A 24,248-nucleotide genomic window follows, 5' to 3' on the forward strand; every position below is an offset into this window, starting at 1 on the left:
ATCGCGGGTATATACACGCACCATGCTAGCCTCTCAATGTTTATGCACCAACCTGCGTCGCGCCGCTCGTGGCGTCAGCAGGCATTACGACGGCGCCCTCGACGGCTTCGGGATCAACGTTGCGCAGTATTCCTTGTTGTGCAATTTGCAGCGCCTCGATCAACCGAGCATTTCCACCCTGGCGGAAGCCATGGGCCTGGATCGCAGTACGCTGGGGCGTAATCTGCGGGTGCTCGAAGGGGAGGGGCTGGTGAGGCTGGTCGAGGGTGAAGATCAGCGCAATCGCATCGTGCAACTGACCGAAACCGGGCGTGAACGCCTGGCGGCGGCCTTGCCGGCCTGGGAAGCGGCGCAGCAGCGACTGATTGATCGCCTGGGCGCAGAGAAACGCGCAACCCTGCTGGCCTTGCTGGATGAACTCGCCTGAGGCAACGGGCCTTTCCAAGCGTAAACCCGAATTTGAGCGAACTTAAGCGGGTATATACCCGCTACCGGAGAATAAGAATGACATCGATGTGGCGTGCCAGCGGTTGGGTTCTACTTGGAAGCGCACTGATTCTTGCGCTGTCGCTTGGCGTGAGGCATGGCTTCGGGCTGTTTTTGCCGCCGATGAGCGCGCAGTTCGGCTGGGGGCGGGAAGTGTTCGCCTTTGCCATCGCCCTGCAGAACCTGATCTGGGGGCTGGCGCAGCCATTCACCGGGGCCTTGGCGGACCGTTTCGGCGCGGCGAAAGTGGTGCTGGTCGGTGGTGTTCTGTACGCGGTGGGTTTGGTGTTCATGGGCTTGTCCGATTCGGCCTTGTCGCTGTCGTTGAGCGCTGGCTTGTTGATCGGTCTTGGTCTGTCCGGCACCTCGTTCTCGGTGATTCTTGGCGTGGTGGGGCGTGCCTTGCCGCCGGAGAAACGCAGCATGGGCATGGGGATCGCCAGTGCTGCCGGTTCCTTCGGCCAGTTCGCCATGTTACCGGGCACGCTGGGGTTGATCGGCTGGCTCGGTTGGTCAACCGCGCTGCTGGTGCTGGGAATGCTGGTGGCACTGATTGTGCCACTAGTCAGCATGCTCAAGGACAAACCGCTGCCTGTGCTCGGTCATGAGCAAACCCTGTCCGAGGCCCTGCGCGAGGCGTGTTCGCACTCGGGCTTCTGGCTGTTGGCGTTCGGCTTTTTTGTCTGTGGTTTCCAGGTGGTGTTTATCGGCGTGCATTTGCCGGCCTATCTGGTCGACCAGCATCTGCCTGCCAGCGTCGGTACCACGGTGCTGGCGTTGATTGGCCTGTTCAATATCTTCGGTACTTACACCGCCGGCTGGCTCGGCGGGCGCATGTCCAAACCGCGCCTATTGACGGGGCTCTACCTGCTGCGTGCGGTGGTGATCAGTTTGTTCATCTGGGCTCCCGTGACGCAGACCAGTGCTTATCTGTTCGGTATGGCCATGGGGTTTCTCTGGTTGTCGACAGTGCCTTTGACCAACGGCACGGTAGCGACGCTGTTTGGTGTACGAAACCTCTCTATGCTCGGTGGTATCGTTTTCCTCTTTCACCAGTTGGGCTCGTTCCTTGGCGGCTGGCTGGGTGGGGTGGTTTATGACCGAACAGGCAACTATGACTTGATCTGGCAGGTGGCGATTCTCCTCAGTCTGTTGGCGGCAGTCTTGAACTGGCCTGTACGCGAGCGTCCCGTGGCACGCTTGCAAGCTCAGGTGAGTGCCGCATGAGCAGGATCGCCGCCTGGTTCGCCGCTGTCGGTGCTGGCGCGCTGTTGTTGGCGCTGGCCTGGTGGGGCTGGCATCAGGGAGGGTTGGCACTGATGCAACTCGGTATGGGTGCTTGCTGAGTCGGCGCCCACTAAAAAGCCCCGCCTCTGTGCAAGAGAGCGGGGCTTTTTCAATTCAGTCGGTGGGCTGTTCAGGCTCGCCGTGAATCAGAAGCGGTAGGTCGCGCCGACACCAAAACCGTTGGCGCTGTTTTCGTACTTGGCGCTGTAGCTGTCTACTGCGTTGGAGTGATTCACCGTGACAGCTTCTTCCTTGAGGTAGGAATAGGCGACGTCGATGGTCAGATCATCGGTGACGTTGTAGCCAGCACCAAGGCTGAAGATTGTGCGGTCACCGGTAGGAATGCGTGGCGAACGGTCAGTATTGTTGGTAGGCGACTGGTCAAAGGTCAGGCCGGTGCGCAATACCCACTGCTTGTTCAACTGGTAGGAAGTACCGATGGCGTAGGCCCAGGTATTGTGCCAGTTCTGCTCTTCCTTGATGGTGCCGAACAGGGCTGGGGACAATACACCGCCCTGTGCCGCAGTGACGCCTTCGTTATTGACGGTGATGTCTTTCAGGCGGCTCCAGCGGGTCCAGGTGGAACCTGCATAGACGGTCCACGCATCCGTCAACTGTTGCGTCACGGAGAAGTCGACCGATTCAGGCGTTTCGATGTTCAGCGAAGCGTCGTATCGATTGCTTTTCAGGAAGGCGGAAGGCGCATTGTCGCCTGCAGTGATATCGGTATGGCCTTCGAGCTTGTATTTCACTTTCGAGTGATAGGTCAGGCCGACGCGAGTCGTGTCGGTGGCTTGTACCAGAACACCGAAGTTGTAGCCCAGAGCGGTATCGTCGCCTTTGATCTTGACGTGGGTATCACCGAAAAGAGGTACGTCCGACTCGAGAGTGCCGCCAATACGGTTAATGGTCGGGCCGAAGCCGATCGATACTCTGTCGTTAAAGGCATAGCTGACGGTAGGTTGGAAGGTCACAACCTTGACTTCACTCTTGCTGCCGAAACCGCCACCCTGGAAGCCACTTTCGTAGTTGGTAATCAGACCAAAAGGTGCATAGACACCGAGGCCGAATGCCCAGTGATCATCGATCGGCTTGACGTAATAGCCCATCGGAACGGCTGTGAATGGCACCATGTCGCCCTTGTTGGTACCCGGATGGGCGCCATGGGCGTCTTTGATATCGCTCGAGGCATCGATAGCTGCCAGTCCGCCAGTAACTTCCTGGCGCTTGATTCGCGACATGCCGGCAGGGTTGCCAAATACAGTACTTGCATCATCGGCAGATGAAGAGCGTCCCGCAAAACCAGTCCCCATCCCACTGATGCTCTGTTCGTTGAGGGCAAAGCCACTTGCGAAGATCTGGGTGGATGCCAAGGTAACGGCAAGGCTAAGGGTGGTTTTGAGCATTACTTTTTTCATTATTAGAACTCCTGGTGATCACCGGAGCGAAAATTACCAACATTTTCGTTTCAGCGCTATAGGCTGTATGGCTTGAGATAGAGCGCTTTTGTAGGACAATCAGACCAAATTCGCGTCTATATGCGCGATCTTGCAAATTGCCCGGTTAACAGGCGATCTGATTCAGCGGTGATACACAGGTTTGCCAGGCGCAGGTGAAGTCACGCAGACGACCTTGCGGCTGGAAGGTCTGGCGCCAGATTCGGGCCATGCCCAGCAGATCATCGGCTTCGGGGAGCGGGGTATTCTGTTCTTCTATTAATAGCCAGGCGATGGCGGTGGCGTAACGCAGGTTGACGGTCAGTTCAAGGTGCGGACCGCTGAGAAATGCATGTTGGCTGGCGAGGCCGCGAACCAGGCTGGCGCGTTCCGGGTCCAGCGCCAGATAGTGATCCCAAAGCGCCTGGTGACGAGGTTCGGCAATCCGGTACAGGCCATGCCCGCGGCGGTCATGCAGGGCGGAACCAAGAGCGGACTGACTGGCTGCAACACCCAGTAGCAGGGATTCGGCAATCGTGCTGTGGCGTCCGAGGTAAATCAGCGTCGGACGGATCACATAACGGCACAGTTCGCTGGCGGCGATACCCATAAAGCCCTCGAAACGTGAAGTGGGCGGCGATTCCTGACGGGTGGGGCTTGGCAGCGGTGGATCGACTCAGGATCGCCGGAAGCGGATCAAGCCGCTTGAGTTGAAGTGTAGTGTCATATTCGTGCCGTAAAGGCCTGTTTTTAAAATATTTCCGGCACCGAGTTATAACCGTTATATCGCTTGGTACTTAAGCCGATACGGCGTGTGGAGAAATATCAGGCAATAAAAAGCCCTGCTTTTTAAGCAGGGCTTTTGAGGTTTTCAGCTTTTCTGGTGTTTCAGGCAACCAGTGCCTGACGGGTACGCTCGATCACGGCCTGCAGCGGCTCGGCGCTGGAGTATTGATCGGGGTACAGGCGTTCGCTGTGACGAGCGATGCCGTGTTCATTGACCAGGGTGAAGCTGAAGCAGCCTTTGCGAGCAGCCATGATCAGGCAGTTCATTGGAGCAAAAGCGTTGGTTAGGGTGCGGATGGCATCCTGAGTGTGGATTTGAGTAGACATGGTTATTGGGTGTTCCTACAAATGACACGGATAAGAACCGTGCAACGTTAAAACGTTCCAGTAACGACGATCACCATTGATCGAACGAAGAACCCGACTGGAACAAAGCAGCCAGTTGAAGCGCTATGATTTTTGCGCGCTTGGGCCGGCAGGTAGGTACTTAGGAGGGCAGGCAACACATCAAGGGCAAAGGTTCTGGGCCCGGGGTGAAGATCCTGATCAATTTGCAGGTTGGTTCGGTCAGAGTAAGTGAGCTTCGCAACACCCTTTGCTTTCAATTCAAAGGCAGTGTTGTCGCAAGCATTACCTGGAAACCATCGAGGTGGTCGGTCCCGTGATGTCGGTAGAGGCTTCTCTTTAGGGAAGGTATACCGCAGGAGTTGTTCGACCAGAATTGACTTTCAGCTTGGTACTAACGCCGCGGATAGTAACGGATTGAATTCGAGAAAGAAAGTGTGTTAGGCAAAAAACTTTTACTGATGCTTGAATCGCTCTGCTCGCTGGCGGGGAATTGCCGTGCCTGGAGCATCTGCCGTCGGGGGTAAAACGTCGCGGCAACAGTAAAGCACACAATTGGGTCACCGGGCGTCCAGTGGCATGAGCCATCACCTCGTTTGAAACGCAGGTACAGTGAGGCTCGTTGTGACTGATTGACTGCAAAACGCACGAAAAAAGGGCGGTGATATAACCACCTCGAAGGGACTTGTGCACATTAGTTGCGTGGGCTGTCACCCGGTTGTCATTTCACCTTCAAGCGCAGTGGGTGCCTGTAATGGAAATTTAAGTCAATGAAAAACATCGCTTTTTTTTACTGGTGAAAAAATCGTCAGTTTGACTGCGAGCCCCATTCCACAGGGCTTCTGGCGAGTTCAGGGTGGGTTGTCCACTGAGTTATCCACAGCTTCTGTGGATTGTCCCAAGCGCTTGCTCTAGGACGGGCGTGCAGGCTTTTTTCGACTTTACCCGTACGAAAAAAAGAGTAGAGTGGCGCGCCTTCCGATTTGTCCCGCAGTGCTTTATGAAGTTTCGCTTAGTACCAACCTCCGTTACCTCCATCACCTCAGGTGTCACCCCACCCAAGCGCTTTTCGATTCGAGTCGCCGAATGGTTGCTCGACAGCCCACGCTTGGGCGATAACCCCAACATCAAACATTTCGCCGGGCGTTTGCTCAAGGCTCCAGCCCGTGAAGGGGTGGTGGCTGCGCAAAGTCGTCTGGGGCAATTGATGTGCCGCGAATGCGGCAATGCCCGGGATCGGCGCATTGGCCAGGACCTGCTGCGTCAGGCCGCGCGTGCCGGCGACCGGCGTGCCCGGCAGGAACTCGGTCAGATCGAAGACTGAGCTGTCCAAGCCCCGACGGCTTGGTTAACCTTCGCGCTTTAATTCATCGGCAGGAGTCGTCATGGCTATGGACGTGACCAGTGTGTTGCTCGGTCTGGCGGGTGCTGCGCTACCGTTATTGATGCTGGCGTGGCAGCTACAGCGGCGCCTGAGCACCGCGCAGTCCGAGCTGTCGCTGCTTGAAGAGCGCTTGGGTACTGCACAACTGGCGCAGGACGGGCTTAATGCGCAACTCGATGCCTGCCGTGATGAAATCAGCGACCTGAGTCAGGCCAATGCGGCCAAGCAAGCCGATCTGGCTGCCGTGCGCCGTGAAGTTGAGCTATTACAGATCGAGCGTGACAACGCCCGTGACGCGGCCCATGCCTGGAACCTCGAGCGCAGCAGTAAAGAGGCCGAGTTGCGGCGGCTGGACGCGCAGGCCGCCTCGTTAAATGCCGAGTTGCGTGAGCAGCAGGAAAGCCATCAACAACGCCTGAGCGACCTGCAAGGCTCGCGGGATGAGCTGCGGGCGCAGTTCGCCGAGCTCGCCGGGAAAATCTTCGATGAGCGTGAGCAGCGCTTTGCCGAAACCAGCCAGCAGCGTTTGGGCCAATTGCTCGACCCACTGAAAGAGCGCATTCAATCCTTCGAAAAACGCGTCGAGGAAAGTTATCAGGCTGAAGCTCGCGAGCGCTTCTCGCTGGCCAAGGAACTGGAGCGCCTGCAACAACTGAACCTGCGCTTGAGCGACGAGGCGACCAACCTCACGCGAGCACTCAAGGGGCAGAAAACCCAAGGCAACTGGGGCGAGTTGATTCTCGAGCGAGTGCTGGAACACGCGGGCCTGGAGAAGGGCCGCGAGTACCAGACTCAAGTCAGCCTAAAGGGGCCGGATGGCGAGCGCTTCCAGCCCGACGTGCTTATTTATCTGCCGGGCGACAAGCAGGTGGTGGTCGACTCCAAGGTCAGCCTGACGGCCTATCAGCAATACGTGGCGGCTGACGACGACGCGATTGGCCAAGCGGCGCTGAAGCAGCATGTGCTGTCGTTGCGTAATCACGTCAAGGGCTTGTCCGATAAGGACTATAAGCGCCTGGACGGTCTGCACAGCCTGGATTTCGTATTACTTTTCGTGCCCATCGAGGCGGCTTTTTCCGCGGCATTGCAGGCTGAACCAAATCTGTTTCAGGAAGCGTTCGATCGCCATATCGTTATCGTCAGCCCGACCACCTTGCTGGCGACGTTGCGGGTCATCGACAGCCTGTGGAAGCAGGAGCGCCAGAGCCAGAACGCCCGGGAAATCGCCGAGCGCGCGGGCTGGCTGTACGACAAGTTCGTGCTGTTTATTCAGGATCTGGACGAGGTCGGCAATCGCTTGCAGCAACTGGATAAAGCCTACAGCGCCGCACGCAACAAGCTGACGGAAGGCCGTGGCAATCTGGTCAGTCGCAGCGAGCAGCTCAAATTGCTCGGCGCACGGGCCAGCAAGAGCTTGCCGGCCGATCTGCTGGAGCGGGCGATGACCGATGTCGATGGGTTGGCCGAGTTGCCGGAATAAATTAAAAGACTGTCTTCATCACAACGGCAAATGCCGACTCAACAACGCCCGCAACGCCGCCGGCTTCACCGGTTTCGGCAGGTATTCCAGGCCTGCTGCATGCACTTGGGCGACCATCTCCGGTCGCCCGTCAGCGCTGATCACCACGCCAGGTACCGGCTCGCCGAGTTGGGAGCGTAGCCAGGCCATGAGTTCGGTACCGGTTTCGCCATGGTCGAGGTGGTAATCCACCAACGCCAGTTGCGGGCGCATGCCATCGCTGAGCAGGGCGACGCACTCATCGCGATTGCGCGCGGTATACACCTGGCAACCCCAGCGCGAGAGCAGGCTGTTCATGCCGATCAGAATGCTGTCTTCGTTATCGATACACAGCACCTGCGCGCCTGTTGGCAGCCGGCCATTGAGTTTGGCAGGTGTACCGGGCGCACTGGTTTGAGCATGGGCCAGAGGCACGCTGACGCTGAACACACTGCCTTTGCCTGGCCAGGAGCGGACTTGCAGTTGATGACCCAGCACCCGGCACAAGCCGTCGGCAATCGCCAGACCCAGGCCCAGACCTTTTTCGGCGCGGGTCTGGTGGCTGTCGAGGCGCTTGAACTCCTCGAAGATCACTTGGCGTTTGTCTTCGGGAATCCCCGGGCCACGGTCCCAGACCTCCAGGCACAGCTGATCGCCCTTGTGTCGTACGCCCAGCAGCACGGGGCCTTTGGCGTAGCGGAAGGCGTTGGTCAGGAAGTTTTGCAGAATCCTCCGCAGCAATTTGATATCGCTGTCGACCCGTAGGCGACTGCCGCGCAGGCGAAATTTCAGCCCTTGCTCCTGCGCCAGCGCCTTGAATTCGGCGCCGAGGGTGTCGAACAAATCATTCAGCGCAAATGGCTTGCGATCCGGGTTGATCTTGCCGTTTTCCAGGCGCGAGATGTCGAGCAGGTCACTGATCAAGTCCTCGGCCGAGCGTAGCGAACTGTCCAGATGCTGCACCAGTTGCCGGGTCTCGCAGGAGAGATCGTCGTTCTGGTGGGAGAGGGCGGCCGAGAACAGCCGTGCGGCGTTCAATGGCTGCATCAGGTCGTGGCTGACGGCTGCAAGGAAACGGGTTTTCGACTGGTTGGCCGACTCGGCGGTACCTTTGGCTTCGGTCAGCGCGATGTTCAACTGCGACAGTTCATGGGTGCGCTCGGCGACGCGTCGCTCCAGTCCCTCGTTGGCCTCGGTCAGCGCTTGCTCGGCTTCGCGAAACGCGGTGATGTCGGTGAAACTCATGACAAACCCGCCGCCCGGCATTGGATTGCCGATCAGTTCGATCACCCGACCGTTGGGGAACAAGCGCTCCGAGGTATGGGCGCGCCCCTGGCGCATCCAGTGCAGGCGCCGGGCAACGTGGACTTCCGCCTCGCCGGGGCCGCACAGGCCGCGTTCGGCGTTATAGCGAATGATGTCGGCAATCGGTCGGCCGACGCTGATCAGGCCATCCGGGTAGTTGAACAGTTCAAGGTATCGACGATTCCAGGCCACCAGCTTCAGCGACTGGTCGACCACGCTGATGCCTTGGGTAATGTTCTCGATCGCGCCTTGCAGCAAGGCGCGGTTGAATTGCAGCACTTCCGAGGCTTCGTCGGCGATTCGTACCACGTCCTCGAGCTGCATTTCCCGACCTTCAATAGCAGCTTTTACGACGGCGCGGGTCGATGAAGCCCCGAGTACACCGGCGAGCAAGCGTTCGGTGTGGGCAATCCATTCACCGTCGGCATTCTGATTCGGGTTGAAACCTTTGCCTTGGCGGTAGGCGAAGCGGATGAAGCTCTGGCGTGCCCGTTCTTCGCCGACAAAACGTGCCGCGAGTTGCAGCAGATCGTCGATTTGCACCGCCAGCATCGAGCGCGCGCTCGGCCGTGTGCTGATCTCCTGGCCAATGAAGCGCCCGGCCTGCCAGTGTTCCGAGACCCGTGTGCGCGACAACACCGACACCCAGGCGAATAAGGTGAAGTTACCGGCCAGCGACAACACCACGCCTTGAGTCAGTGGGGAAATTGGCAGGTTCAGCGGATTGCCGTGCAACCAGCCCAGCCCTGGGAAACTGTGCAGCGACCAGCCCAGGCTGTTGGCGGCGATCGGCAGAATCAACGTGTAGAACCAGAGGAAAGTCCCGGCGGCGAGACCGGCGAATACCCCGCGGCGGTTGGCCTGTTTCCAGTACAGCGCGCCGAGCATCGCTGGCGCTAGTTGGGTCACGGCGGCAAATGCGATCTGCCCGATGGTGGCCAGGCTGGCGGTCGAACCGAGCAGGCGATAGGAAACATAGGCCAGCAGCAGAATCGCCACGATGCTCACCCGACGTACCGAGAGCATCCAGTAGCGGAACACCTCGAACGGCCGTTCGGCATTTTTCCGGCGCAGCAGCCATGGCAGCAACATGTCGTTGGAGACCATGGTCGACAGCGCCACGCTGGCAACGATTACCATGCCGGTGGCGGCCGATGCACCTCCGATAAACGCCAGCAGCGCCAGTGCCGGATGGGCCTGGGCCAGTGGCAGGCTGATCACGAAGGAGTCGGGCAGTACCGAGCTTGGCAGCATCATTTGCCCGGCCAGCGCGATCGGTACCACGAACAGTGCGGCCAATCCCAGATAAGCCGGGAATACCCATTTCGCCAGGCGCAAATCCTGCGGTTCGATGTTCTCCACCACGGTCACATGGAACTGTCGAGGCAGGCAGATGATCGCCATCATCGCCACGCCGGTCTGCACCACCATCGATGGCCAATTGACGGTTTCTTTCCAGTATTCCTCCAGGCGTGGTGCGAGCATGGCCTGATCGAACAGGTCGTTGAAGCCATCGTACAAACCATATGTGACGAAGGCGCCGACGGCGAGGAAGGCGAGCAGCTTGACCAGTGCTTCGAAGGCAATCGCCAGCACCATGCCACGGTGGTGCTCCGTGGCATCGAGGTTGCGGGTGCCGAAGACGATGGTGAACAGCGCCAGAACCAGCGACACAATCAGCGCTGTGTCCAGGGCTCGGGTGCCCATGGCATCCGGGCCTGCACCGATCAACAGGTTGACCCCCAGGACGATGCCTTTGAGCTGCAAGGCGATGTAGGGCAATACGCCCACCAGACAGATCAGCGCCACCACCACCGCCAGCGATTGCGACTTGCCATAGCGGGCGGCGATGAAGTCGGCAATCGAGGTGATGTTTTCCTGTTTGCTGATCATCACCATTTTTTGCAGGACCCACGGCGCGAACACCAGCAGCAGGATCGGCCCCAGATAAATCGGCAAAAACGACCAGAGTTGTTCGGCGGCCTGACCGACGGCACCAAAGAACGTCCAGCTGGTGCAGTAGACCGCCAGCGACAGGCTGTACACCCAGGCACGCATACGCGGCGGCAGCGGTGTGCTGCGCCGGTCACCGTAAAAGGCGATGGCGAACATGACGGCCATATAGGCCAGGGCGACGGCGGCAATCAGCCCGCTGGACAGCGACATGGTAACTCCAGGTATAAAGACACCCGGGACGCAAACCCGGTCTGACAGTTTCGCACGACCACTTCGGTTCGTCAGTGTCGACCAAGGTCGTGGCGCGGCGGGGTGTCGCAGGGTGGAGGCCGGTTGGATCTTTAGTGCATTTGCGGGCCTCTTCGCGAGCAAGTCGAATCGTCGCACCGCCGCTCCCACAGGATTGATGTTGTTCACCAAATGGTGGTTCAACTCTGAACCCTTGTGGGAGCGGGCTTGCTCGCGAAGGCGTCCTTACTGGCTCAGCGCGATATCGATCAACCGATGCAACTCTTCAACCTCAAGCGCCGCTGACGCAAACAGGATGCGGAACACTGTCGGTGCCACCACTATGTTGATCAGTCGGTCGACACCGGGCTTCGGCTCATTCGGATAGCGGTCCAGTATCGTCTGCAACTGGCTACTGAGAATGCTCACGCAATACCCCGGCGTGGCGCTCGATTGCACGTCGCGCATCATGTTGCGGCCGGGCTCCGAACTCATTTCGTCCAGATACTGCTCGGCCCAGGCGCGCAGGTCGCTACGCAGGCTGCCGGTGTTGGCCGGTTCACTGTCAGGACGCATGCGTACCAGCGCGACGTCGGCCAAGAGTGCCGACAAGTCGCCCCAACGTCGGTAGATCGTCGACGGCGTAACGCCTGCACGGGCAGCGATTTGCGGCACGGTCACGCTTGAACGCTCCTGCTCTTGGAGGAGTTCGCGGACTGCCGAATGAATCGACTCCTGCACCCGAGCACTGCGACCGCCCGGGCGTAAACCTTCTTTAATAGCCATGCGTCGAACCTTAACACAAAGAATTTGCTTTAAGCCGAAGTCGGTAGCACACTCCGCAAAAGCAAAAAATTAGCTTTTGCGGAGTGTGCTCATGTCCAGTTCAGTCTCAAGCCGTTCCAGTCTGGTGTTCCTGGCGATCACCTTACTGAGTTTTCTCGCCGCTTCCAGTGCACCAACGCCGCTTTATCACCTGTACCAGGAGGTGCTGCAGTTCTCTCCGGCGACCCTGACGCTGATTTTCGGGGTGTATGCCTTGAGCTTGCTGGCGGCGCTGCTGACGGTCGGCTCGTTGTCGGATCATCTGGGACGCAAGCCGGTAATTTTCGCTGCGCTGCTGCTGGATATGCTGGCGATGTTGCTGTTTATCAATGCCGACAGTGTGGCCTGGCTGATCGCTGCGCGGGTGCTTCAGGGGTTTGCCACCGGCATGGCCACCAGCGTACTCGGTGCGGCGTTGCTCGATACTGACCGGCAGCAAGGTCCGCTGGTGAATAGCGTTGCGCCGCTTCTGGGCATGGCGTTTGGCGCATTGGGCAGTGGATTGCTGGCGGAGTACGCGCCGCAACCATTGCAATTGGCCTACTGGATTCTGTTCGGACTGTTCCTGCTGCAAGCCCTGTACGTCTGGCGTCTGCCAGAAAGTGTCAGTCGACTACCCGGCGCCTGGGCGTCGCTGCGCCCGACCTTGCATGTGCCGCCACAGGCACGACGGGCGCTGTGGCTGGCGCTGCCGGTGAATGTGGCAGTTTGGGCGGTGGGCGGCTTCTTCCTGTCACTGGCGCCATCGCTGGTTCGTACGGCGACCGGCTCGACTTCGAACCTGATCGGCGGCGGCCTGGTAGCTGTGTTGACGGTCAGTGGCGCGTTGATGATCTTCTCGTTGCGCAATCGCCCGGCAGACAAAGTCCTGCGCTTGGGCGCGAGCTTGTTGGCGATCGGCATCGCGCTGATTCTGACCGCCGTACACAGCGCCAGTCTGCCGCTGTTTTTCTTCGCCACTCTGGTGGCTGGCAGTGGTTTTGGTGCCGGTTTTCTCGGTGCCTTGCGCAGCGTGGTACCGCTGGCCTTGCCCCATGAGCGCGCGGGGTTGATGTCGGCGTTCTACGTGCTGAGTTACCTGGCGTTCTGCCTGCCGTCGCTGTTGGCAGGCAACCTGACCCGGACCTTCGGCCTGGTCGCCACCACCGATGGCTATGGCGCGGTATTGATCGTGCTGTCGTTGGGGGCGTTGCTGGGGTTGATGCGTCAGCGGCCGGCCAAGCTCTGTGGGGTAGCGGATAATCCTTAACGCGACAGAGGTGTTCCCAGACGGAGTGATACGAGCAGCAGTGTTTAATATCTATATCTGTAAAACAGATAACAGTTAGAGAAATTACCCGTTATATAGATATTCGATTCGGTTCTACCATGAGCTCTACCTCACCCGAGGACAGGAGTTCACGATGCAATGCCCCAACAGCAACAAAACCGCTAACCGGCCTTTGAGCCATTTGCAGCACCCTCGCGAAGCGATTCGGCAGTTCACCCCGAACTGGTTCGCCGCGACTATGGGCACCGGGGTCCTGGCCCTGGCGCTCGCCCAATTGCCGGTGTCTTTCCCTGGCCTGCATGCCTTCGCCGAAGGCCTGTGGATGTTCAATATTTTCCTGTTCCTGCTGTTCAGTGGGTTGTATGCCGCGCGCTGGGCGTTTTTCTTCGATGAAGCGCGACGGATTTTCGGCCACTCCACGGTTTCGATGTTTTTCGGCACCATTCCCATGGGCCTGGCGACCATCATCAATGGCTTCCTGCTGTTCGGTCTGCCGCGCTGGGGGGAGGGCGTTGTGCACCTGGCCGAGGTGTTGTGGTGGCTGGATGTCGCCATGTCGCTGGCTTGTGGTGTCTTGATCCCGTACATGATGTTCACCCGCCAGGAACACAGCATCGACCAGATGACCGCTGTCTGGCTGCTGCCGGTGGTGGCCGCGGAAGTCGCGGCGGCCAGCGGTGGTTTGCTTGCACCGCACCTCGCAGACGCTCACTCGCAACTGGTGGTACTGGTGACCAGCTACGTGCTGTGGGCGTTCTCGCTGCCGGTGGCGTTCAGCATCCTGACCATCCTGCTGCTGCGTATGGCCCTGCACAAACTGCCGCACGAAAACATGGCCGCGTCGAGCTGGCTGGCGCTGGGGCCGATCGGCACCGGGGCGCTGGGCATGTTGTTGTTGGGTAGCGACGCACCGGCGATTTTCGCCGCCAACGGTTTGCCGGGTATCGGTGAAATTGCCACCGGGCTGGGCCTGGTCGCAGGCATCACGCTGTGGGGCTTCGGCTTGTGGTGGATGTTGATGGCGGTGCTGATCACCTTGCGTTACCTGCGTGGCGGGATTCCCTTCAACCTCGGCTGGTGGGGGTTTACCTTCCCGCTGGGCGTTTACTCGCTGGCCACGCTGAAGCTGGCAAGCACCTTGAACCTGACTTTTTTCAGCTTCTTTGGCAGTGTCTTGGTGGTCGCGTTGGCGATCATGTGGCTGATCGTTTCCAAGCGCACTGTTCAAGGCGCCTGGCGCGGTGAGTTGTTTGTTTCGCCGTGCATTGCCGGATTAGCGAAATAATTCGCAAAGTTTAGGTAAGGTTGTGGCCTGGATCGCGGTACGACATTCCAATAAGAGCATCCAAGCCACACAGGGACATGGAAGATGAGCCACCCTTCGCAGTTCACCTTGCTTCGCAAGCGGCGGTTTCTGCCGTTTTTTGTTACACAGTCCCTCGGGGCGTTCAACGACAACATCTTCAAGCAGTCGTTGATCCTTGCCATTTTGTACAAGCTGACCATCGAGGGTGACCGTTCGATCTGGGTCAACCTGTGTGCGCTGCTGTTCATCCTGCCGTTCTTTCTGTTCTCGGCGCTGGCCGGGCAGTTCGGGGAAAAGTTCGCCAAGGACGCGCTGATTCGTCTGATCAAGCTCGGTGAAATAGCGATCATGGCGGTCGGCGCAGTCGGGTTCCTGTTCGATCACCTGTCGCTGATGCTGGTGGCGCTGTTCGCCATGGGCACCCACTCGGCGCTGTTCGGTCCGGTGAAGTACTCGATCCTGCCACAGGCCCTGCATGAAGAAGAGCTGGTGGGCGGTAACGGTCTGGTGGAAATGGGCACTTTCCTGGCGATTCTGGCCGGGACCATCGGCGCCGGGATCATGATGTCGTCCAGTCATTACGCACCGATCGTCTCCACGGCGATCATCGGTGTCGCGGTGCTGGGCTATCTGGCCAGTCGCGGCATTCCGCGCGCTGCAGCGTCGACCCCTGAGCTACGGCTGAACTGGAACATCTTCAGCCAGTCCTGGGCGACTCTGCGTCTGGGGCTGGGGCAAACGCCTGCGGTGTCGCGCTCGATTGTCGGCAACTCGTGGTTCTGGTTTGTCGGGGCGATTTACCTGACGCAAATCCCGGCCTACGCCAAAGAGTGGATGCACGGTGACGAGACGGTGGTGACGCTGATTCTGACGGTGTTCTCGGTCGGTATCGCGCTGGGTTCGATGCTCTGCGAGAAACTCTCCGGACGCAAAGTCGAGATCGGTCTGGTGCCGTTTGGCTCCTTTGGGCTGACAGTGTTTGGCTTGCTGCTGTGGTGGAGCTCCGGGGGCATCCCGCAAAGCCTTCAAGGTCATGGCTGGATCGAAGTGCTTGGCTTCGGTCAGACGTGGTGGGTGCTGTTCGATATTCTCGGGCTGGGGATTTTCGGCGGTTTCTACATCGTGCCGCTGTACGCGTTGATTCAGTCGCGCACTGCCGAAAACGAGCGGGCGCGGGTGATCGCGGCCAACAACATCCTCAATGCACTGTTCATGGTGGTTTCGGCGATTGTCTCGATTGTGCTGCTGAGCATCGTCAAGTTGTCGATTCCCCAGCTGTTCCTGGTGGTGTCGCTGCTGAACATCGGTGTAAACGTCTACATCTTCAGCATCGTTCCCGAATTCAGCATGCGCTTCATGATCTGGCTGCTCAGCCATTCCATGTACCGCGTGCAGCATCGCAACCTTGAGCTGATTCCCGATGAGGGCGCGGCGTTGCTGGTCTGCAACCACGTGTCGTTCGTCGATGCTTTGCTGATTGGTGGCGCAGTGCGTCGGCCGATTCGCTTTGTGATGTATTACAAGATCTATAACTTGCCGGTGCTGAACTTTATCTTCCGTACGGCGGGGACCATTCCGATTGCCGGGCGCCAGGAGGACAGTCAGATTTACGAAAAGGCCTTCAAGCGAATCGCCCAGTACCTGAAGGATGGTGAGCTGGTGTGCATCTTCCCGGAAGGCAAGCTGACCGTCGATGGTGAGATCAATGAGTTCAAGGGCGGGCTGACGCGGATACTGGAAGAGACACCGGTGCCAGTGATTCCTTTGGCCTTGCAAGGGTTGTGGGGCAGCTTTTTCAGCCGCGATCCGAACAAGGGTTTGTTCCACCGTCTCTGGTCACGGGTGACCCTGGTGGCCGGGCCGGCGGTGGCGGTTGAAGTCGCGCAGCCAGCGCAGTTGCAAGCGCTGGTCGGCGAATTGCGTGGCACCGTTAGATAGTGGGTGTTTTGGCTGGCCTCATTGCGGGCAAGCCTTGCTCCTACAGAGGTACGAGATATCTGTAGGAGCAAGGCTTGCCCGCGATGGCAATTTAGGCTTGGGCGCTGACTTTGAGCCCGACCAACCCGGCGATGATCAGCGCGACGCTGGCCAGGCGGAACAGCGCCATGGATTCACCAAACAGGATGATCCCGGCGATAACCGTGCCCACGGCGCCGACGCCAGTCCAGATGGCGTAGGCCGTGCCCAACGGCAGATCCTTCATGGCCAGGCCCAGCAGACCCAGGCTGATTACCATGGCGCCGACGGTCAGGACGGTGGGAAGAGGGCGGCTGAAGCCGTCGGTGTATTTCAGGCCAACGGCCCAGCCGACTTCAAACAAACCTGCGAAAAACAGAATGATCCAAGGCATGCAGACCTCCATCGATTGACGGGGTCGTCCCCAGATTAGTAACTCGGTCGAGCCGCGAGGTCGTCCTCGCGATGCGCACTATAGTGCCCACTAATAATCCGGGGATCAAGTTACCGGGTCACTCGGTTGCTTGTCGGGCGGCCAGTTCGCGGTCCTGTTTCTCGCTCATCCGACGGAAATACGTCGAGAGCAACGCCCCGGAAATGTTGTGCCAAACGCTGAACAGCGCGCTCGGTACCGCCGCCAGTGGCGAGAAGTGGGCACTGGCCAGCGCCGCGCCCAGACCGGAGTTCTGCATGCCGACTTCCAGGGCCAGGGATTTGCGTTGCGCCAGCGGCAGTTTGAACACGCGTCCGGTGAAGTAGCCCAGCAGGAAGCCAAAGCTGTTATGCAGCATCACCACGGCCATGATCAGCAGGCCTGATTCGGCAATCTTTGCCTGACTCGCTGCGACAACGGCGGCGACGATGATCACGATGCTCACCACTGAAACCAGCGGCAGCACCTCTACCGCGTGGCGCACCCGATCTCCCAGCAGGCGCTGGGCGACCACGCCGAGCACGATCGGCAGCAACACCACTTGCAGGATCGACCAGAACAGTTCCATGAACGATACCGGCAACCAGGCCGAGGCCAGTAACCAGATCAGGGCAGGCGTCAGCACCGGAGCGAGCAGGGTGGTGACGGCGGCAATCGCTACCGACAGCGCCAGGTCACCGCGGGCCAGCCAGGTCATCACGTTCGACGAGGTGCCGCTTGGGCAGCAACCGACCAGAATCACCCCGACGGCGATTTCCGGTGGCAGGTGAAACGCCTGGCAGAGCAACCATGCCACGCCGGGCATGATCACGAAATGTGCGACCACGCCCAGTGCCACGCGCCACGGATGACGGGCCACTTCAGCGAAATCTTCAAGTTTGAGGGTCAGGCCCATGCCGAACATCACCAGCCCCAGCAACGGCACGATCGAACCTTTCAAGCCGATGAACCACGCCGGTTGCAGGAAGGCCACTACGGCGAAGATCAAGACCCAGTAAGCGAAAGTGTTGCCGACAAAGCGGCTCAGTGCTGCCAGTGCACGCATGACCTGTTCCTTGTTATTAAGTAACACCATAAAACAAGCGGGCTTGCTCGCGAAAGCGGAGTGTCAGTCAACATCATCGTTGAATGTCAGTCCCTCTTCGCGAGCAAGCCCGCTCCCACATTGAGAATCAGCGACGCCTTAGATCCCTTGCGGAGTCTCTTCGCCGCCCAACGCCTCAACCAGCGCCGGGAGGAATTCGCCGAAAGTCATCATCATCAGCATGAAGCTGGCGTCGAGTTGGCCGAGGGCTTCATCACCACCGTCCTGTTCTGCCTGATCCTGCAGCAGATCTTCAAACTTCAGGCGCTTGACCACCATCTTGTCGTCGAGGACGAACGACAGTTTGTCTTGCCAGGCCAGGGACAGCTGAGTGACCACTTTACCGGTGCTCAGGTGCAACTGGATTTCTTCGCTGGTCAGGTCCTGACGCTTGCAACGGACGATGCCGCCGTCTTCGTGGGTATCGCGCAGTTCGCACTCATCCAGTACGAAGAAGTCGTCAGCGGCTTTCTGGGTGGTGACCCACTCAGTCATGGTCGCGGTCGGGGACATTTTTACAGTCAGCGGACGTACCGGCAGCGTGCCGATCACTTCGCGCAGCGTGGAAAGCAGGTCTTCGGCGCGTTTCGGGCTGGCGGAGTTGACCAGGATCAGCCCCTGTTTCGGTGCAATGGCAGCAAAGGTCGACGAGCGACGGATAAAGGCGCGCGGCAGGAACGCCTGGATGATTTCATCCTTGATCTGATCACGCTCCTTCTTATAGACCTTGCGCATTTGCTCGGCTTCGATCTCTTCGACCTTTTCCTTGACCGCGTCGCGCACGACGCTGCCTGGCAGAATGCGTTCTTCCTTGCGTGCGGCGATCAGCAGGAAGTCTCCGCTGACATGTACCAGGGGTGCATCTTCGCCTTTGCCAAACGGCGCGACGAAACCGTAGGTGGTCAACTCCTGGCTTGCACATGGACGCGCCAGTTTGGTGGCCAGTGCAGTTTCCAACGCCTCAGCATCAAAAGGCAGATCTTGGGTCAGGCGATAGATAAGCAGGTTTTTGAACCACATGGGGTGAGTCTCTCCTTTATACAAAGGGGGGCATTATTCTCCGCGCAGCGTCATAGGCCAACCCTCAGCTAAGCCTTTGGAAGGCCTGAAAAAATTATTTTAAAAAGTGCTTGCCAGAGGTTGGGCTGCTCCGTAGAATGCGCGCCACACCGAACGTGAAGGGTGATTAGCTCAGCTGGGAGAGCGTCTGCCTTACAAGCAGAATGTCGGCGGTTCGATCCCGTCATCACCCACCATTCGCATTCAGTGTTACGCGCAGCGGTAGTTCAGTCGGTTAGAATACCGGCCTGTCACGCCGGGGGTCGCGGGTTCGAGTCCCGTCCGCTGCGCCATATTCGGTAATCTGGAACGCTGAACGCCAGGTCACCACGGAAAGCCCGCTAACGCGGGCTTTTTGCTGTAAGAGTTCCATGCGATGTGTACTGTTTCATTGAAATTCAGCTTTTTTAATATTTTTCTTAATTAAATCAGCACGTTATGAATTTTTGTGGCACAATGCGCCCCGCAACGAAGGTAAAGGGTGATTAGCTCAGCTGGGAGAGCGTCTGCCTTACAAGCAGAATGTCGGCGGTTCGATCCCGTCATCACCCACCACTTACTTTCAACGCTACGCGCAGCGGTAGTTCAGTCGGTTAGAATACCGGCCTGTCACGCCGGGGGTCGCGGGTTCGAGTCCCGTCCGCTGCGCCATATTTGGTAACCTGGAACGCTGAACGCCAGGTCACCACAGAAAGCCCGCTTAATGCGGGCTTTTTGCTGTCTGGGGTTTTGTTAAGTCATTACCTCTAATAGAAAAGCGACCTTCGGGTCGCTTTTTTCGTTTTCGGCTTACTGTTCAGCATTGCGCGCGTGCCGGTAATCACTGACCGCTTCGTACACCGCTTTGCGTAGCCGATTGATACCGCCGATGGGGCGATGAGCTTCCAGGCCAAACCAGGGGTTGAAGGACTGGTTATCGCATTGCAGGTTCAGCGCTGGCGTGTCGAAGTCCTGGGCGGGGATCCGGATCCGCGCCACGGTTTCGAACGGCGCATCGCTTTCACGCCATTCGATGCTGGTGTCCTCGATCGGCATGTACCTGGTCGGGTCCTGGCGCTGGATCTGCAAGACAAAACACGCGGGCACCCGATCCGTCGATAACTGTTGATTCAGTGCACTGCGCAAAAAGTTTGGCAGCGCTTGATTCTGCGCAGGCAGGGTGTAGTCGGGGCAGCTGTCGGGGTCTGGTGCAACGCGGAACTTGGCATTGGCCGTACCGAATTTATACGGCGAGACGGAAAAATAAGTGCTCTGGGTCGGACTGGCCGGGGCTGGCGCCAGGGTCGCCAAGGCAATGAACAGGTGACGAACCTGCCAGCTGCGCGGATCCCAACTCGGAAAGAACGCCATGACTTGCTTGCCATCAGCTTGGGCTGCGACGTTTTGACGGTACTCGGCGACATTGCTGACGAAGAAGTTCGGATGGTTGAACATCACGAAGTCCTGCTCACTACGGTTCTGCTGATCCTTGAGTAGCTGTGTTCCAGGTACATCAAGCAATTTGATCGCCATGCCGCGGGCATCGCGAACGCTATCGAATTGCGGATAGGCGTTACCGTTGGACAGTCGCAAGATGGCTTGCCAGGTCTTGCCGGCCTCGCTAAAGACACCTTGACGCAGTTCAGGCGTGAGGTCGGCCAGCACTTGAACCTCGGCCTTTACGCAGCCATGCGCCTTGGCGTGGGCATCGCGCAGGAAACGAGTGTTTTCGCGGTGCTGGTCGACGATGCGCACGGCAGTCTGGATGATGTCCCGCGTCATTGCCGCTTCACCCGCCGGAATCTGTTCTTTGGCAGAGACCGGACCGCTGTGATGCCAGGCGAACCAGGCTGTCGCCACCGCCCAGCCCAGCAAACCGAGCCCCAACAGGAGCAGCAGGGTCTTGCCGAGCAATACGCCGATGCGCAGCCAAAGTGTGATCAACATGCATGAATCCTTTTTGCTGCGGTGATGGTCATGGTAGTTGCGACTCCAAAGGCCCGCCGAGCACCTTCAGGTATTCCACCAGCGCCCAGCGCTCTTGGGGTTGCAGCAGTCGGCCGATGACCCCGTTGCCTCGTTCGCCTGGACGAAATTCGTGACCGCTGTTGTGGTTGCCGGTGATTCGCGTGTCGAACTCAAAACCGTTGCTGAAGGCTTCAGTGCGATAACCCAGGTGCTGTGGGTCGTATTCGAACGTGCCTCTATAGAAGGTGGCTGCACGCTCATCCTGCGGCGAGAGCAGTTGGTAGATGTTCGGTACTGAACCGTTATGCAGGAACGGTGGCGTCGCCCAGACGCCCGCCAGCGGTCGTGCCTTGTAGGCACGTAGTTCACGAACGCCAATCGGCAGGCCGTATCCATCCATGTCGGGGCGCTCTTGAGGTGTGACGTTGGCGTCACGGTAAGCGCGGTTCTCGACGAAGGCAGTCACGTAGGCCAGACCTTTGGCAACCGAGAGTTTGCTCAGGTCCAGTGGCCCGGTAGGTGTCGGGTGCAGTTTGACGTCCAGTTTCGCCAGTTCGGCCACGTCCCATTTGAGCGGGCTCAGGTCAAAACGGTGGTCGGCGATGTTGTTGGCGGCCCCCGGGTCGGTACCAATGACGTCCACCGGCAACATTTTCAATTTCTGCTCAGGCCGACCATTGGTCACTGTCACGTTCGGTACATGGCAACCGGCGCAGTTTTCGGCGAACAGCGTGCGGCCCTTGGCGGCCAGTGGTTTGTCGATGCTACCGAGCAATGCTTCGGGCCAGGCCGGAGGTTTGAGTCGCTTCAGGGTTTCTTCGATCAGTTGCAGGTCGCGTACTCGCACGCTGGAAGGGTAGCGATCATCGCCCTTGAGCGGCTGGCCGGCGGCATCGAAGAAGTTCAGCGTCGCGCCGACGCCCAGGGCTTCGCCGATGTTGCGCGCCATGGGTTGCTGGGCTGAGCCGTTCCATTGCACCCAGTCGAAGCTCCAGATATCCCACAACTGCGGATAGTCCACCGGGGCATTGGCCACTCTGTAGTTATTCGGCGAAATAGCGTCGCCGAAACTGGCGTTGGCAATACGTCCGAAAGCGTCGGTACGGCCGGGGCCTTCTTCGGTGGGATAAAGGCCGCGGTGGGTGTCATTCCAGGCAGCGTGCAAGAAGGTATCCAGCGACGTTTTGAAGTCCTGGCGCAGTTGTGAGTGTTGGGCGTCATAGTCCTGACCCAGCACGTTGCGTGCAAAGCGTTCGAATTTCCAGGGGTTGTAGTAGGTCGAGGCGAGGCTTGCGACCAATGCCTGACCGAAACTGCCGCCGCGCAGAGTGGGGACACTGGAAGGCAATACGTGCTGTGCCGAGCCGCCGTCGATGCGTACCGCCTGGCCTTTAAAGCGCAGCTCGCCGGTGTGGCAGGCAGCGCAGGTAACATCCAGAAACTCTTCTTTACTGTCTGAATTCTGATGGCGGGCGAAACCGACGGGCAGGTTGCCGGGGTTGTTGGGTGTGGATTTTTGGGCCGGATCTACCAAAAAACCAAAACGCGCCAGGTATTCGGGCGTGGCAAAGCGTTGCTCCGAGAATGGCAGTTCAAGTGCTGTGAACCAGTTGTAGCGCAGGCCTTTGACCTGTGTGCCCTGTGGTGTGAAGTAGTAGGTCTGGCGGTCGGCGGCGTCCCATTGCTCGAGGTAGTTCACCTGCTCGACTGGCGTATAGGCCGGTAGCTTCGGGTTGGCGACGTAATACAGGACCACCGCCAGAGCGACTGCCAGCAGGGTGATTATCAGCAACAGCACACGGATCAAGAGGCGCACGTTAAACATCCTTGTTGATTTATAGCCTTGTTATGCCTTAGCTCCAGGTGCGAGGCAAGTGGCCATTACGCCGGACGCTGTAGGAACCGGCGTTTATTGCGCTGAGAAGAAGCTGACAGAAGCTTCATGACCAGCGCTCGCAAAATGCGTTAAAAGACCTGAACTTATCGGAGCTTTCCTGCTCTCATGCCGGTAGCCATTGGTCGTGGCGGCCTGATAAGCTCGCGGCTTTATTCGATTGCCCTTTAGGCGCATGAACAAGGAAATAGCATGAAACAGCATCGGTTGGCGGCGGCGGTGGCCCTGGTTAGCCTGGTACTTGCGGGTTGTGACTCGCAGACCAGCGTCGAGCTGAAAACCCCGGCGCAAAAAGCTTCCTACGGTATTGGCCTGAACATGGGCAAGAGCCTGGCTCAGGAAGGCATGGATGACCTGGACTCCAAAGCGGTAGCCCAAGGCATCGAAGATGCCGTTGGCAAGAAAGAACAGAAACTGAAGGATGACGAACTGGTCGAAGCTTTCGGTGCGCTGCAAAAGCGCGCTGAAGAGCGTCTGGCCAAGATGAGCGAAGAGTCGGCAGCTGCCGGCAAGAAATTCCTCGAAGACAACGCGAAGAAGCCCGGTGTCGTTACCACTGCTTCGGGTCTGCAGTACGAAGTGGTCAAGAAAGCCGATGGCCCACAGCCTAAGCCGACTGACGTGGTGACTGTCCACTACACTGGCAAGCTGACCAACGGCACCGTATTCGACAGCTCCGTCGAGCGCGGCAGCCCGATTGATCTGCCGGTTAGCGGCGTGATCCCGGGTTGGGTTGAAGGTCTGCAACTGATGCACGTCGGTGAGAAGTACAAACTGTACATCCCTAGCGATCTGGCCTACGGCGCACAAAGCCCTAGCCCGGCAATCCCGGCCAACTCGGTGCTGGTATTCGACCTGGAACTGCTGGCGATCAAAGATCCGGCAAAACAAGACGCTGCCAAGTAATCAGCGCCTGCTATAAAAACAACGCCCCGTTCATGCGGGGCGTTGTTGCATCTGGCGTTCGGTGGTCGACAATTCAAGCGAACGGACGCGGTGGAGTGGAGTCACAGCATTGAGGGTGCCGCAGCTAAACGCTGTAGGTTGCCAAGTCAATGAAATATTGGGTTTTTTTATGTGAGTAAAAAACGCCCGATCTGAGCTTAGCCCTTGTAGGACGTGGCCTTCAGGCGTGAAAAGCGGCTCTGTTCACAAGGTTATCCACAATTTGTGTGGATAACATTTCAGCGGGAGAGATGATGAAAGCACCTTGGAACTTCGCTCGATTTTTACCCTTGGCGGGAAGGTTGCTCAGTCGTGGGCGATTACCGGCCCTGTTGTTTGCCGTAGCCAGAAAAGGCGCGAGCCAGGGTAACCGTTTGGGCAAGCTTAAAGATGACCTGCGATTGCTGCAGGCATTGTGCCTGGCGTACTGGCGCGGCGAGTATCGGGACATCAGTCGCAAATCGATGCTGGTAGTGGTGGCGGGGCTGATGTACTTCCTCAGCCCGCTCGACGCGATCCCGGATTTCATCCCGGTATTTGGCATGCTCGATGACATCGCCGTGCTGGCCTGGGTGATGAAAACCCTCGATGACGAACTGAGCGCTTTCCGTACCTGGCGCGACCGTCAGAGTCCAGAAAAGCTTGCGGTCGTGGAGCGCTTGCCTGATACGCCGGAGCAATTACAACTGCAAGGCCCGAAAAAAACCTGAGTTGAATCAGGTTCATCCACAGATTGATCGCCCCTCGCGACCTTATCGGCTGTTAGGATTACACTTCTAAGGAAAAGTGCTGACTCGCTAAGTGTTGTTGTCCTACGG

20 protein-coding genes and 4 tRNA genes are annotated in these 24,248 nt (G+C 58.6%); 14 read left to right on the plus strand and 10 right to left on the minus strand.

All coding sequences use genetic code 11. The features are described from left to right. The first annotated feature begins 22 nt into the window (after positions 1-22). The 3 genes from AC3WK5_RS16260 (at position 23) to AC3WK5_RS16270 (ending at position 1,832) form a co-directional block, all read left to right on the plus strand. Positions 23-427 carry a MarR family winged helix-turn-helix transcriptional regulator gene (locus AC3WK5_RS16260; protein WP_019693086.1) on the plus strand — a complete coding sequence of 135 codons (405 nt, stop codon included), beginning with the start codon at positions 23-25 and terminating at the stop codon, positions 425-427. An 86-nt stretch (positions 428-513) separates the two neighbouring features. Beyond that, complete coding sequence (locus AC3WK5_RS16265) at positions 514-1,713, plus strand: MFS transporter (RefSeq protein WP_177474923.1); 1,200 nt, start codon at positions 514-516, stop codon at positions 1,711-1,713. After that, positions 1,710-1,832, plus strand: a complete 123-nt coding sequence (locus tag AC3WK5_RS16270; protein WP_256585315.1) for a hypothetical protein — start codon at positions 1,710-1,712, stop codon at positions 1,830-1,832. The genes AC3WK5_RS16265 and AC3WK5_RS16270 overlap by 4 nt, the downstream gene beginning before the upstream one ends. Before the next feature lie 87 nt (positions 1,833-1,919). On the opposite strand, the gene AC3WK5_RS16275 is transcribed toward AC3WK5_RS16270, so the two are convergent. The 3 genes from AC3WK5_RS16275 to AC3WK5_RS16285 all read right to left on the minus strand — a co-directional run bounded on the left by AC3WK5_RS16275 (position 1,920) and on the right by AC3WK5_RS16285 (position 4,322). Continuing rightward, positions 1,920-3,191, minus strand: coding sequence for an OmpP1/FadL family transporter (locus AC3WK5_RS16275; protein ID WP_103319532.1), 1,272 nt, complete (start codon positions 3,189-3,191; stop codon positions 1,920-1,922). 145 nt (positions 3,192-3,336) lie between these two features. Continuing rightward, positions 3,337-3,819 carry a hypothetical protein gene (locus AC3WK5_RS16280; RefSeq protein WP_019693082.1) on the minus strand — a complete coding sequence of 161 codons (483 nt, stop codon included), beginning with the start codon at positions 3,817-3,819 and terminating at the stop codon, positions 3,337-3,339. Between the two features lie 278 nt (positions 3,820-4,097). Continuing rightward, on the minus strand, positions 4,098-4,322 hold the full coding sequence (locus AC3WK5_RS16285) for a hypothetical protein (RefSeq protein ID WP_007898912.1): 225 nt from the start codon (positions 4,320-4,322) through the stop codon (positions 4,098-4,100). Positions 4,323-5,340: 1,018 nt separating this feature from the next. On the opposite strand from AC3WK5_RS16285, the gene AC3WK5_RS16290 reads away from it, so the two are divergent. Further along, a complete protein-coding gene (locus AC3WK5_RS16290; protein WP_103319534.1) occupies positions 5,341-5,664 on the plus strand; it encodes a hypothetical protein in 324 nt (107 codons plus the stop codon). 175 nt (positions 5,665-5,839) lie between these two features. Next, complete coding sequence (locus tag AC3WK5_RS16295; protein ID WP_162491276.1) at positions 5,840-7,204, plus strand: DNA recombination protein RmuC; 1,365 nt, start codon at positions 5,840-5,842, stop codon at positions 7,202-7,204. Positions 7,205-7,222: 18 nt separating this feature from the next. Here AC3WK5_RS16295 and AC3WK5_RS16300 read toward each other — a convergent pair whose 3' ends face one another. Both AC3WK5_RS16300 and AC3WK5_RS16305 read right to left on the minus strand, forming a co-directional pair. Further along, positions 7,223-10,693, minus strand: a complete 3,471-nt coding sequence (locus tag AC3WK5_RS16300) for a hybrid sensor histidine kinase/response regulator (RefSeq protein ID WP_103319536.1) — start codon at positions 10,691-10,693, stop codon at positions 7,223-7,225. A gap of 264 nt (positions 10,694-10,957) precedes the next feature. Next, entirely contained in the window at positions 10,958-11,497 is a 540-nt protein-coding gene (locus AC3WK5_RS16305; RefSeq protein ID WP_103319538.1) for a TetR/AcrR family transcriptional regulator, read from the minus strand. Positions 11,498-11,588: 91 nt separating this feature from the next. Here AC3WK5_RS16305 and AC3WK5_RS16310 point away from each other — a divergent pair, with 91 nt between their 5' ends. The 3 genes from AC3WK5_RS16310 to AC3WK5_RS16320 all read left to right on the plus strand — a co-directional run bounded on the left by AC3WK5_RS16310 (position 11,589) and on the right by AC3WK5_RS16320 (position 16,050). Next, positions 11,589-12,785: an MFS transporter gene (locus AC3WK5_RS16310; RefSeq protein WP_103319540.1), complete on the plus strand. Its 1,197-nt coding sequence runs from the start codon at positions 11,589-11,591 to the stop codon at positions 12,783-12,785. A gap of 154 nt (positions 12,786-12,939) precedes the next feature. Continuing rightward, entirely contained in the window at positions 12,940-14,091 is a 1,152-nt protein-coding gene (locus AC3WK5_RS16315) for a TDT family transporter (protein WP_103319543.1), read from the plus strand. Between the two features lie 84 nt (positions 14,092-14,175). Then, the gene (locus AC3WK5_RS16320; RefSeq protein WP_054593536.1) at positions 14,176-16,050 is read left to right on the plus strand and encodes an MFS transporter; all 1,875 of its coding nucleotides are present in this window, start codon (positions 14,176-14,178) and stop codon (positions 16,048-16,050) included. Between the two features lie 91 nt (positions 16,051-16,141). On the opposite strand, the gene sugE is transcribed toward AC3WK5_RS16320, so the two are convergent. The 3 genes from sugE to rdgC form a co-directional block, all read right to left on the minus strand. Next, entirely contained in the window at positions 16,142-16,462 is a 321-nt protein-coding gene (sugE, locus tag AC3WK5_RS16325) for a quaternary ammonium compound efflux SMR transporter SugE (protein ID WP_054593535.1), read from the minus strand. A gap of 118 nt (positions 16,463-16,580) precedes the next feature. Continuing rightward, on the minus strand, positions 16,581-17,546 hold the full coding sequence (locus AC3WK5_RS16330) for a bile acid:sodium symporter family protein (RefSeq protein ID WP_103319545.1): 966 nt from the start codon (positions 17,544-17,546) through the stop codon (positions 16,581-16,583). Positions 17,547-17,684: 138 nt separating this feature from the next. Next, positions 17,685-18,605 (minus strand): recombination-associated protein RdgC, encoded by a 921-nt coding sequence (gene rdgC, locus AC3WK5_RS16335; RefSeq protein WP_103319547.1) that lies wholly within the window; start codon positions 18,603-18,605, stop codon positions 17,685-17,687. Between the two features lie 160 nt (positions 18,606-18,765). On the opposite strand from rdgC, the gene AC3WK5_RS16340 reads away from it, so the two are divergent. From AC3WK5_RS16340 to AC3WK5_RS16355, 4 genes are all read left to right on the plus strand, one after another. Beyond that, positions 18,766-18,841 (plus strand) — tRNA-Val (locus AC3WK5_RS16340). A gap of 19 nt (positions 18,842-18,860) precedes the next feature. Further along, positions 18,861-18,937: transfer RNA gene (locus tag AC3WK5_RS16345), tRNA-Asp, on the plus strand. A 186-nt stretch (positions 18,938-19,123) separates the two neighbouring features. After that, positions 19,124-19,199 (plus strand) — tRNA-Val (locus AC3WK5_RS16350). A gap of 19 nt (positions 19,200-19,218) precedes the next feature. Further along, positions 19,219-19,295: transfer RNA gene (locus AC3WK5_RS16355), tRNA-Asp, on the plus strand. Between the two features lie 138 nt (positions 19,296-19,433). Here the strand turns inward: AC3WK5_RS16355 and AC3WK5_RS16360 are convergent. Then, a complete protein-coding gene (locus tag AC3WK5_RS16360; protein ID WP_103319549.1) occupies positions 19,434-20,570 on the minus strand; it encodes a catalase family protein in 1,137 nt (378 codons plus the stop codon). A gap of 28 nt (positions 20,571-20,598) precedes the next feature. Further along, positions 20,599-22,407, minus strand: coding sequence for a c-type cytochrome (locus AC3WK5_RS16365; protein ID WP_103319560.1), 1,809 nt, complete (start codon positions 22,405-22,407; stop codon positions 20,599-20,601). A gap of 270 nt (positions 22,408-22,677) precedes the next feature. Between AC3WK5_RS16365 and bamJ the strand changes: the two genes are divergently transcribed. Together bamJ and AC3WK5_RS16375 are read left to right on the plus strand one after the other, a co-directional pair. Continuing rightward, on the plus strand, positions 22,678-23,391 hold the full coding sequence (gene bamJ, locus AC3WK5_RS16370) for a BamJ family beta-barrel-assembly machinery protein (protein ID WP_103319552.1): 714 nt from the start codon (positions 22,678-22,680) through the stop codon (positions 23,389-23,391). A 293-nt stretch (positions 23,392-23,684) separates the two neighbouring features. After that, on the plus strand, positions 23,685-24,140 hold the full coding sequence (locus tag AC3WK5_RS16375) for a YkvA family protein (RefSeq protein ID WP_103319553.1): 456 nt from the start codon (positions 23,685-23,687) through the stop codon (positions 24,138-24,140). The last annotated feature ends 108 nt before the right edge of the window (positions 24,141-24,248 follow it).

The organism is Pseudomonas sp. FW306-02-D09B, assembly GCF_058782685.1.